Raw genomic sequence first — 9,967 nt, 5'->3', positions numbered from 1 at the left:
GCAGAGATTTCCATCCGGGCGAGATTGGCGCCCATGCACATGTGGATGCCGTGGCCGAAGCCCAGCTGTTCGTTCGCGCGCCGCGTGATATCGAACCGCTCGGGGTCTTCCCAACGCCGTTCGTCGCGATTGCCCGATGCATACATCACCAGGACCCGAGCGCCCTTGTGGAGGCGCTGGTCTTCCACCGAAAAATCATCGGTCAACACGCGGGAAAAGCCCTGTATCGGACTCTCGAGCCGGATCGCTTCATTGACCGCGTTGGGGATCTGCGTCGGGCTCGCGCGCAGCTTGTCCCATTGATCGGGGTTCTGAGCGAACAGGGCGATCGCACTGCCCGTGGCAAGGATGGTGGTGTCCAGGCTCGGACCCAGATAGTCGCCCATCACCGGCCCGACCTGCTCGAAGCGCAGCTCACCAGCCTCGACCGCTTCATAGAGTTTGGCGACCCAGCTGCCCGGCTTCACGCGATCGGCGGTGCAACCGCGGGCATAGGTCACCATTTCGTCCACTATCGGGAGCGCGGTTTCCGTCAGCTCAAGGCCCCGTGGCCCCAAGGAGTTGAACACCGCTCCAGCCCATGTGAGCATCCGCTCACGCCCTTCCTCGGGCAGGCCGACCAGTTCGGAGACCACCGTGACCGGGAGATGCGGCGCGAGTTCGGTCGCGGCATCGAAATCGCCTTTGGCCACCAGGCGCTCGACCAGTTTTTCGGCGAGATCGTAAAGTCCCTGACGCAGCTCGGTCAGTCGGGCGGGCGTAAGCGGCCGGCTGACGATCGAGCGCAAGGTGCTGTGGTAAGGTGCATCCGTATGGAGCGTGCTGCCCGCTATCGCCTTGTTCATCAGGTCGTTCATCGCGACGCCGTCCCCGGAGGCGAATAAGGTATTGTTCTTCAGCGCCCCCTGCACGTCCGCAAACCGCGCCATGAGATAGAGGTCGTATTTGGGAAGGCGCACGATCGGGGCGGTATCGCGAAAAATGCGATAATTCTCGTACGGATCGGCAAGCGCCTCCGCCGAGTATATATCGATGTCCACGTCAGGAATATTGAATGCCATGTCGGTACTCCTGGAATTGCTTAAGGTAGACAACGACCTGCCCGTCTCGGCGACGGACCTTCTCGGAAACGGGACTGCACCACTTCTCCGACCCCATCAGTCGCTTCAACATCTGAGCGGCGCGCTCTATATGCCTCTACACATTATGCCGGGCTGTGAAGCGCGACGATAATGCAGCACAAACCCCAGAAGATGTGAAACTCGCAGCCTCCGAGGTTCCAGAACCAGCGCCCCTTGGAGACTTTGAACGCCGCCAGTCCGGCACAGATCATGAAGATGCCACCCAGCCACGCGGCGTAGAAGACGTAGATCCCCAGCACCAGCCCGAGCACCGCGAGCGTCTGGACGATCAGCGCAGTCCGCACGAAAAGCCATGCTGGCTTGAGCCCGGCGGCCTCGAAAAATGCGAAGACGGCATCCCTGACGGTAAACTGCCCGATAATGTGCGGAATGAAGAGGAGTCCGCAGAGAATGCGAAGCTGGACTATGGCGTCAGTGAGATCCGGAAAAACGATGGTGTTCACAATGCCCTCCCAGGAATGTCATCAAAAGCGGGATCACCGTAACTGAATAAAACCGATACTCTGAACCGTGGGAAGCTCTTCGGCGCGCAGCCGCAGGTTCGCAACATTGAGGCCTTGCCTGCTTCAAATGCCCGCATTGCCCTCGACCGGCATATTTGCGGCCGAGGGCAATGCGGAGCGATCAATCGACCTTCGCAGCGATGGCTTCCATCTCGACCACCCAGTTGGGATTGGCGAGCGCCGACACCACGACCCAGGTCGAGGTTGGCAGGTAACCTTCAGGCAGGTATTTCTTCCGGTGCGGCCCCACAAAGCGGATACCGGTCGCGTCGGTAGAGTAGACGTTGAGGTGAACGAGATTCTCCGGCCCCATGTTCGCTTCGGCAAGAATGGCCAGCACGTTCTTCCAGATTTCCTCGTGCTGCGCTTCAAAGCCCTCGGCCAGCGTTCCGTCGGGACGTATGCCCGCCTGTCCCGCGATCGACAGGATTCGGGCGCCGGCCGGGATTTCGACCGAGTGGCTGTACGCTCCTACCGGATTGGCGATTGACTGGGGATTTCTCACTATAAACATCATGTTCTTCCTTTTAAATATTGATGCCGGGCGCGAGCCTTTTCACGTGGGGCGCGATCAGAAGTTGTAGCGCGCACCGAGCTGGAAGAAGCGAGGCGGCTTGTAGGAGACCGCGTTGCAACCGCACAAGGTCGCCAGGTCGAAGCCCACGATCCCCGGGTTCACGTTGGTCACGTTCTTGACACGGAAGTTCAGCTCCCAGTTGTCGTTCGACCATCCGATCCCGGCATTGACCATCACCGCCCTGCCGAACCTGTCTCCATCAAAATTGCGCAGGTTGTAGTAGAACGGATCGGTATAGCTCGCGTCGCTCTGCACCGAGAGCTTGCCGCCAAAGGCCTCCCATTCATATCTGACGAAGGCATTGCCCTGCAATGGCGGCGCATAGACCGGCTTGACATTGCGCACGATCGGGCCTCCTGCCCGAAGCGGCACATCCTTCACCTTCGCATCGAAGTAGGATACGGAAAGACCGATATCGAGCCCCTTTACCGGCGATGTAGCGAGGCTGGCCTCGCCACCGTAGGTGATGTCGTCGGCATTGATGACCACGCCGCCGACACCGGCGAAGAGGAATGCCTGATAGTCTTTGTAATCATAGTAGTACACGGATGCATTGAAACGCGTTACCCGATCGGGGAACGTGTATTTGATGCCGCCCTCGTAATTGGTGAGAATTTCCGCCTTGTAGGGAATGAAACTTAGTGGCACCGGATAGGCGCCGCCCGGATTGGTGGCGTTGTAGCTGCCCGCCTTCACACCGCGATTGACGCCTGCATAGATGAGCAGGTCCGGGTTGACCTGGAAGTCAAGCTGGACCTTGCCGGCCCAGAGCGTCTTGCCGGCCTTGTCGGCGTAAGGCATCGGTCCAGTCGGGCCAAATACTGGGCCGATGATGGTCGGCGTATCGCTCTGGGCCTGCAGCGCGGTCTGGGCCGGCCAGATACCGTGGAAGAAGCTGTATTTCTTCTGCTCGCGGATGAGCCGCGCGCCCGTGATCAAGGTCAGCCGCGGGGTGATGTGCCAATCCAACTGGCCGAAGGCCGAGTAGGAATTGGTTATCAGGTTCGCGTCGACGCCCACATCGAACGGCGCCGGCCCCGTCGCAACACCACCGGGCGGGAACCTCAGCGCCGAGTTCGAACGGGTCGTGATGTGAAGATAGTAGAGACCGCCTGTCCAATCGACAAGATCGGTCTTCCCTGACAGGCGGACTTCCTGGCTGAACGTATAAGCGCTAACGCCATTATAACCGCCAACCAGGTTAGTCGGGCTGCCTTCAATATCCAGCAAGCTGAACTTGAAGAAATGCTTGTAGTCGGTCACCGACGCCAACTTTACGCTGTCGCTCAAGTCGAACTCGCCGTTGAGGTTGACGCCCCACGTCCGGATGTGGTTCCCCTTACGGAATGAAAAGTCTTGCGAGGTGAGTGGCCCTGAGCCGTCCGGATCCTTGTAGCCGAAGAAATCCCCGCCGGGGACCGCCCGGCCGAAGCTGTCGCCAAAGACGCCGTCGTTGTTGAGGTCCGACCCGAAATCCTGACCGTTCCCGCCGATCGAGGCGCGGGTCTCGGTGGGCGAGGCGTCGATCGTGTTGATCTGCTCTCCACCAGCGTTGAAAACTGCAATCGCAGGCTTCGACTGATAGGGGGACGTCGCCTGGATGGTCCTTGCCCCATTGATCGAGAGGAGCACCCGTACCCCGTCATTGGGTTCAAACAAGGTGGTCATACGCCCGGCCAGCGTATTGTCGTCGCCCAGATTGGCACCGGCACCGGGGCCCGGCGCGCCGCCGACGGCGGCGAGTGGGTAACGGTTGCGCACATATGGCTGTGCCTTGTTCCACATGACGGCGAAGCGCGTCGCCAACGTGCTGGTGATGGGCAGGTTGATCGCGGCTTCACCGTGGAACGCGCCCGGCGATCCCGGGGAGTCGTAGATCCCGTAGTTCAGGTTGACGAAGCCCTCGACGGCGTCCAGCTTGGGCTTGCGCGTGATATAGCGGACCAGGCCACCGGTCGCATTGCGCCCGAACAGCGTGCCTTGCGGACCCTTGAGCACCTCGACGCGGTCGATGTCGAACAGGGCGAAAGTCTGACCCTGGCCGATCGCGATGTAACCGTCGTCCAGATAAACCGCGTTCGGCGCCTCGGTGATATCGCTGAAGTCGTTCTGTGTGACGCCGCGGATCGTGTACTGGCTGTTCTGGCCACCGAGCGCGCCGCCGATGTGCACGCCAGGCGTAATCGCTGCGATCTGGGGAGAATCAGTCACGTTGAGCGCACGCAACTGCTCACCGGAAAAGGCCGTGATCGCGATGCCCACCTTCTGGATATTTTGCTCGCGGCGCTGCGCGGTAACAATGATGTCGCCCGACAATGCCGAGCCGCCCCCGTCGGCCTGATCTTGGGCCGCTTGACCCTGCGTGGGAGCAGCGGCTGGCGCGTCCTGCGCCAGTGCGGGACTGGCAAGCGCGCCAACCGCAACGGCGCAAAGTAAGGTCGACCGAATTCCAAGATCTTTCATCATTGTCATTCCCCTAAAGTGATAATAGTGCGCGACTTTCCTGCAAAATCCTGCTTTTTTTATTTCGTGATCAAAAAAACTTACTTTGCCCTAAACCCATCAGATCACCTCGCCGTCGGGCAACTGGATTTCGTTGACACCCTTGGCGAAGCTGTGGCCGTTCCAATATTGCTGTCCGGCGACCAGAAGATCCTGCGCCGGAAACTTCGTCAGCAGACGCGGACCGTCCTTCGTGACGTGAATCTCCTCCTCGATCCGGGCCGCGGTCGATCCGTCTTCCGACGGCCAGTAGGTCTCGATCGCAAAGACCATCCCTTCTTCGATCGTGATCGGGTGTTCGATCGAGTGATAGCGGCTGATCAGCGGCTGCTCCCACAAGCCAACGCCGATGCCGTGCGCATATTGCAGCCCGAACGCCTCCTCCTCGTTCGCCATGCCGAATTCTTGGGCGGCGGGGAACTTCTTGGCGATATCGGCCGAAGATGCGCCGACCTTGATCTCCGCAATCGCTTCGTCGAGAATCTCGCGCGTCTTCTTGTATACGTCCCGCTGCTTCCGGGTCGCGCCGCCGATATTGATCGTGCGGTAATAGCAGGTGCGATAACCCATGTAGGAGTGAATGATGTCGAAATAGGCCATGTCACCCGGCCGCATGTAGCGGTCCGAGAACACATGGGGATGCGGGGCGCAGCGTTCGCCCGAAATCGCGTTCACCGCCTCCACATTTTCCGAACCCATATTGTAGAGCACATGATTGACGACGGCGACGGCCTCGCTTTCCTTGACGCCTGGGCGCAGGACGCGGAACAACTCGTCATAGGCGGAATCGACCAGGCACGCAGCGGTCTCCAGCAACGAGACTTCGTCGATCGACTTGATGACGCGGGCGCGTTGCATCAACCCTTCGGCATTGACGATAGTAACGCCTTCGGCCTCCAGCGCCCGGAGCACCGGAATTTCGACGACATCTATGCCCAGCGGCTCGTTGATGAGGCCAGCGTCGCGCAGCACATCTGCGATCCGCTTGGCGTTCGCCTTCTCGACGCCAACCTCTTCCATGATCGAGCCGCGCCAGCTTGATACCACTGGGCGCCAATTGTCGGGGGTGATCCAGGGATTATGCTTCTGATGCTGCTTGGCCGCCGAGCCGATGTCCCACATGATCGGCTCGCGATCACGCATGATGAGCGCACAGCGAAAATATTTGTCGCGCGCCCAATTGCCGATATGGGCCGCGGTCGTATAGCGGATATTGTTCATGTCGAACAACAGCACGGCGCCCATGTTCGACGTCTTGAGCTGATCCTGAACGCGCCGGAACCGGTATTTGCGAAGCCGGTCGAAATCGACGCGATTTTCCCAATCGACGGCCATGATCGCGTTTTGCGAAGCGCCCCGCTTGAATTGCTCCGGCAGCATCTCCGGCGTGCAGTGTAGATGTTGGGGGTGGTTGCACATGTCGCTCTCCAATGGTCCAGTTAAACGGGCGCGTATTCGTCGGCGGAAGCCGTATCGAGAACGGCGCGGGGCGGGTCCCCTTCAAGGGCGAGGCCGGTCCAGGCCGCACGCAGGATGGCGGCGATGTCGAGATCATATTTGGCGAAGAGATGTTCGCGGCTCCCCGACTCGGCGAACCTGTCCGCAATCCCGATCCGACGCAACGGAACCGCCAGCCCCGCCTCCGCCAGCGCTTCCGCAACCGCCGAACCCAGGCCGCCGATGATCGAATGATTTTCCGCCGTCAAAATCAGCCGGGATCCGCGCGCCGCCTTCAGAATGGTGTCGCTATCCAACGGCTTGATCGACGGCGAATTGACGATACCGACCGAAAGACCGTGCTGCTCGAGCGTCGATGCGGCAACGAGCGCAGCCGGGACCATCATACCCGACGCCACGATGGTAACGTCCGACCCCTCGCTCAGAATATGCGCCCGGCCGAATTCCAGCCGATGATCGTCACCGAAAATTCGCGGAATCTCCCCCCGTTTGAGGCGCAGGTAGACCGGCCCTTTGCGATCCGCCGCGATCGTGACCGCCTGGCGGATCTCGCTCGCGTCGGCCAAGTCGAGCACCGCCATGTTGGGCAACGCGCGCATCAGCGCCATATCTTCAATCGCCTGATGGCTGGGGCCGCCGGGGCTGGAAAGACCCGGCATGAAGCCCGCTATGACAACATTGAGGTTGGGATAGGCAACTGCCATGGCGAGTTGATCGAAGCAGCGTCGAGTGGCGAACACGCCGAATGTGTTGACGAAAACCGTGTGCCCCGCTCGCGCCAGCCCACCCGCGATGCTCACCATATTTGCCTCGGCCATGCCGACATTGATGAATCGATCAGCCAGTTGGTCACGAAAAAGGTCGGTCTCGGTCTGCCTGGTCAGATCAGCTCCAAGACAGATGATTTCGCGGCGTTGTTCGGCAAGCGCGACAAGCGCCCTGCCATAGGGCTTGGTTTCGATCTGGTAGGGTGGCAAATGGGTGTTGCTCATTGGCTGTGCGTGCGATGACCCATGAAATGTCATGCCCAAACCCCCTTACGCTTATCCGCATTTCCGTCGCGGTGCCGACGACCCACATTGGGCTAACTTCGAAAAGGAGTAAGGGTTAAACGGTCGCTGCTGTTAGGATTGACGGCTTGATCGCTTGAACTGCCTCCCTCTGCTTGATGGTTTCCGGTACTGGCCGGTAGTCAGCGGCCCGGCTGGCGGCGCTCGCGGCCCGGAAATCGCGCGGCTGACCATGCTCGATGACCGCGCCCCACGGGATCAGAATGTTGATCCCTGAACAGGTTTGCCGGGTGAGCGCACTGCGCGGTAAGCCGAGGGCAGTGCAGTTCCCGGCGTGGCCCCAAGGCTCGACCCACGGGAAACGCCCGGCCTGCAGTTCGGCGATGATCTTGGCGGTGACCTCGGAATAGAAATCACCACGCTCTGGCATGCTACGCTGGCGGGAGCCTGCCCATCCATCCCTGTCACCTGGTCTTGCGCCCAATGAGCTGTGGTGCGCGGACTTCAAAGGCGAGTTCAAGCTCGGCAGCGGCAAATATTGCTACCCGCTCACCGTCACCGACCATGCCTCGCGCTTCCTGCTCACATGCGAGGCGCTGGAGTCCACACGCGAAATGCCGGTCATCGAAAGCTTCGAGAGGCTGTTCAAGGAGCGATGCCTTCCGGTTGCGATCCGTTCCGACAATGGCGTTCCCTTCGCGAGCCCCAATGACCTCTACAATCTATCCAGACTGTCCGTCTGGTGGCTGCCTGGGCATCAGCATCGAACGCATCAAACCGGGTCACCCGCAACAAAACCGCCGGCACGAATGCATGCATCGCACGCTCAAGGCCGAGGCGACCCGCCCAGCGCGCATGAACTTCCTGCAGCAGCAGGACCGATTCGACAGTTTCGTCAAAGAGTTCAACCAAGAGCGCCCCACGAGGCGCTCGACATGAAATATCCCGCCGAACTCTATACGCCGTCCTCCAGACCCTATCAGGGCCTGCTGCAGGTCGAGTACCCCTTCCACGACCGCGACGTGCTCGTCACCGCCTGCGGGCGAATCTGCATGCATCGAAAACGCGTCAACATCTCGACCGTCCTCGCCGGCCAAAAGCTCGGCATCAAGGAAGTCGACGATGGCATCTGGCTCGTCTCATTCCTCGATTATGATCTCGGATATATCGACTTGGAACAGAAATCCCTGCAAACCATCGACAACCCGTTCGGCACGAGGTTGTTACCCATGTCTTAGGTACAACCTGTCAGCCATGTTTCCAGTATGTACAATGGCAAAATGGCGGAGCGGGAGGGATTCGAAAGATGGTCCATTACTGGCCGAATTTAGCCAAATCCTCTACTATATCGCCCTTCGGTGCCCCCATGGGTGTCCCCAAAAAAAGTGAGATAGGGTGACACAGGTTGGGGGCGGAGACTTCGGTAACGAGCGCCCGAATTCCACCTATGGAAAGCCCAGAAGAACACTCCCATCGGGCACCCAAGAGGCTGATTTTCCCTGCAAATCGGCAGTGGAAAATCACCGGCACCATCAATAGCACCAACACATCGTCTGGAAAAGGGTGGACGCCCCCGGACATGGACAAAATTACACTGTCCGACGACCGCTTAGTAGTAGCCATAGGGCGGGGGAAAGGCTTGATCATCATCGTCGCCGAACAGCTTGTTTTTCTCGAAACGCTGCTCGTCAGCGGAAAGCGCTGCTTCGCGTGATGCCAGCCGGCGCTCGGCCAGTCCCAGGAATTCGGTGACGCGGCCGGTGCCCCCCGACATTTCCTCACCGCGCAAATTCGCCACCATTCTCCTCAGCCGATCGAGCGAGGCCATCTCTTCGAGCACCTCGTCCTGCGCCTTGCCGCGGCGCTCGGCGATTTGATCCTGCGGACGTGGCCGCGATCCTCGATCTCCAGCTCCTCCATTAGTTTTTCTCGCCGAAGGGAAGAGACAGCAGACGCCCCTGCGCCGACTGGACGGCCGTCCCCAGCGCGTCGATGATCCGGCTACGGCGCGGTTCCTCCAGCCGCGCCGAGGTGCTAGACAGGCTGATAGCGAGACGGACATGGGGCGAGGCGAGCGCCATGCCAATGGCACTGATCCCCTGTTCCTCCCGTTTCACGAAGGCGAAACCTTGCCCTCTGGCGTCGCCGATCCTGCTCCACATCGCCGCCGCGTCGAAGGCATAGCGTGAATGGCTCGATCCAGTGATAGCCAGAAGCGCCTCTATCTCGGCATCGTCGTGCTGGGCGAGCATGGCAATGCCCCCCGCGGAATCGGTGAGCGGGCGCCGTTCGCCCACGTCGAGCGTAATGACCCGGACGATCCCCTTGCCTTCCACCCTGTCGAGGCAGAGGCCATCACTGCCCGACTGCATGATCAGGAAGACGGTTTCCTCGGTCTGTTCCGACAGCATGTGCATAGCCGGGTTGCAGGCTGCGATGACGACGTCGCGCGAATAGGTCGCGATGCTGAGTTCCGCCATCAGCGGCCCCAGCGCATAGTCGGAATTCTTCCGCTGCACGATCGCACCCTGCTGGACCAGCTGCTGCAACATGCGATGCGCAGTTGCGGGGGTGAGTTCATTGGCGCGCGCAATCTCCCGCAAAGGCATGCCGCGTGCCCCGAACCTCGACAATGTACGCAGGATCGCAAAGGCTCTCGCGATGCTCTGGGTTCCGGCGATCTTCTCCAGCGTTCCACGTCCTTTTCCCGGGGGCTTCGGAACGGGCAATGAATGGAATAGACAAAGGCGACAAGCTCAATTGCATCGGGATCCT

Annotated in this window: 10 protein-coding genes and 1 pseudogene; 2 read left to right on the top strand and 9 right to left on the bottom strand. The window is 60.2% G+C overall.

Going from position 1 to position 9,967, the window contains the following annotated elements; genetic code table 11:
* The 7 genes from AC1DQK_RS18110 to AC1DQK_RS18080 form a co-directional block, all read right to left on the bottom strand.
* Positions 1 to 1,061, bottom strand: a 1,061-nt coding sequence (locus tag AC1DQK_RS18110) for a cytochrome P450 (protein ID WP_477873081.1), incomplete at its 3' end; no start/stop codon positions are given.
* Between the two features lie 143 nt (positions 1,062 to 1,204).
* Positions 1,205 to 1,585, bottom strand: coding sequence for a DoxX family protein (locus AC1DQK_RS18105; protein WP_477873079.1), 381 nt, complete (start codon positions 1,583 to 1,585; stop codon positions 1,205 to 1,207).
* A 181-nt stretch (positions 1,586 to 1,766) separates the two neighbouring features.
* The gene (locus tag AC1DQK_RS18100) at positions 1,767 to 2,159 is read right to left on the bottom strand and encodes a RidA family protein (RefSeq protein ID WP_477873077.1); all 393 of its coding nucleotides are present in this window, start codon (positions 2,157 to 2,159) and stop codon (positions 1,767 to 1,769) included.
* Between the two features lie 57 nt (positions 2,160 to 2,216).
* Entirely contained in the window at positions 2,217 to 4,688 is a 2,472-nt protein-coding gene (locus tag AC1DQK_RS18095) for a TonB-dependent receptor (protein WP_477873075.1), read from the bottom strand.
* 96 nt (positions 4,689 to 4,784) lie between these two features.
* Positions 4,785 to 6,143 (bottom strand): M24 family metallopeptidase, encoded by a 1,359-nt coding sequence (locus AC1DQK_RS18090; protein WP_477873073.1) that lies wholly within the window; start codon positions 6,141 to 6,143, stop codon positions 4,785 to 4,787.
* 20 nt (positions 6,144 to 6,163) lie between these two features.
* Positions 6,164 to 7,174: a transketolase family protein gene (locus tag AC1DQK_RS18085; RefSeq protein WP_477873071.1), complete on the bottom strand. Its 1,011-nt coding sequence runs from the start codon at positions 7,172 to 7,174 to the stop codon at positions 6,164 to 6,166.
* 115 nt (positions 7,175 to 7,289) lie between these two features.
* Entirely contained in the window at positions 7,290 to 7,622 is a 333-nt protein-coding gene (locus tag AC1DQK_RS18080) for an ArdC-like ssDNA-binding domain-containing protein (protein ID WP_477873069.1), read from the bottom strand.
* Between AC1DQK_RS18080 and AC1DQK_RS18075 the strand changes: the two are divergent.
* Both AC1DQK_RS18075 and AC1DQK_RS18070 read left to right on the top strand, forming a co-directional pair.
* A pseudogene (locus tag AC1DQK_RS18075) lies at positions 7,621 to 7,887 on the top strand (DDE-type integrase/transposase/recombinase); the annotation flags it as partial. The gene AC1DQK_RS18080 and the pseudogene AC1DQK_RS18075 overlap by 2 nt on opposite strands.
* Positions 7,877 to 8,131 carry an integrase core domain-containing protein gene (locus AC1DQK_RS18070; protein WP_477873089.1) on the top strand — a complete coding sequence of 85 codons (255 nt, stop codon included), beginning with the start codon at positions 7,877 to 7,879 and terminating at the stop codon, positions 8,129 to 8,131. The pseudogene AC1DQK_RS18075 and the gene AC1DQK_RS18070, both read left to right, overlap by 11 nt.
* A 670-nt stretch (positions 8,132 to 8,801) precedes the next feature.
* Here the strand turns inward: AC1DQK_RS18070 and AC1DQK_RS18065 are convergent.
* Together AC1DQK_RS18065 and AC1DQK_RS18060 are read right to left on the bottom strand one after the other, a co-directional pair.
* On the bottom strand, positions 8,802 to 9,032 hold the full coding sequence (locus AC1DQK_RS18065) for a hypothetical protein (RefSeq protein WP_477873067.1): 231 nt from the start codon (positions 9,030 to 9,032) through the stop codon (positions 8,802 to 8,804).
* A 79-nt stretch (positions 9,033 to 9,111) separates the two neighbouring features.
* A complete protein-coding gene (locus AC1DQK_RS18060) occupies positions 9,112 to 9,921 on the bottom strand; it encodes an IclR family transcriptional regulator (protein ID WP_477873065.1) in 810 nt (269 codons plus the stop codon).
* Positions 9,922 to 9,967 lie beyond the last annotated feature (46 nt).

The sequence above is a fragment of the Rhizorhabdus sp. P4_G5 genome (assembly GCF_056401065.1).
Note: the sequence above shows the minus strand (reverse complement) of the source record. Positions and strands in the feature narration are given on the sequence as shown.

Bases quoted from the DNA above. Each gene is read 5' to 3' on its own strand.
- AC1DQK_RS18100 (WP_477873077.1), bottom strand. From the start codon at position 2,159: ATGTTTATAGTGAGAAATCCCCAGTCAATCGCCAATCCGGTAGGAGCG.
- AC1DQK_RS18095 (WP_477873075.1), bottom strand. From the start codon at position 4,688: ATGATGAAAGATCTTGGAATTCGGTCGACCTTACTTTGCGCCGTTGCG.
- AC1DQK_RS18090 (WP_477873073.1), bottom strand. From the start codon at position 6,143: ATGTGCAACCACCCCCAACATCTACACTGCACGCCGGAGATGCTGCCG.
- AC1DQK_RS18085 (WP_477873071.1), bottom strand. From the start codon at position 7,174: ATGAGCAACACCCATTTGCCACCCTACCAGATCGAAACCAAGCCCTAT.
- AC1DQK_RS18080 (WP_477873069.1), bottom strand. From the start codon at position 7,622: ATGCCAGAGCGTGGTGATTTCTATTCCGAGGTCACCGCCAAGATCATC.
- AC1DQK_RS18070 (WP_477873089.1), top strand. From the start codon at position 7,877: ATGGCGTTCCCTTCGCGAGCCCCAATGACCTCTACAATCTATCCAGAC.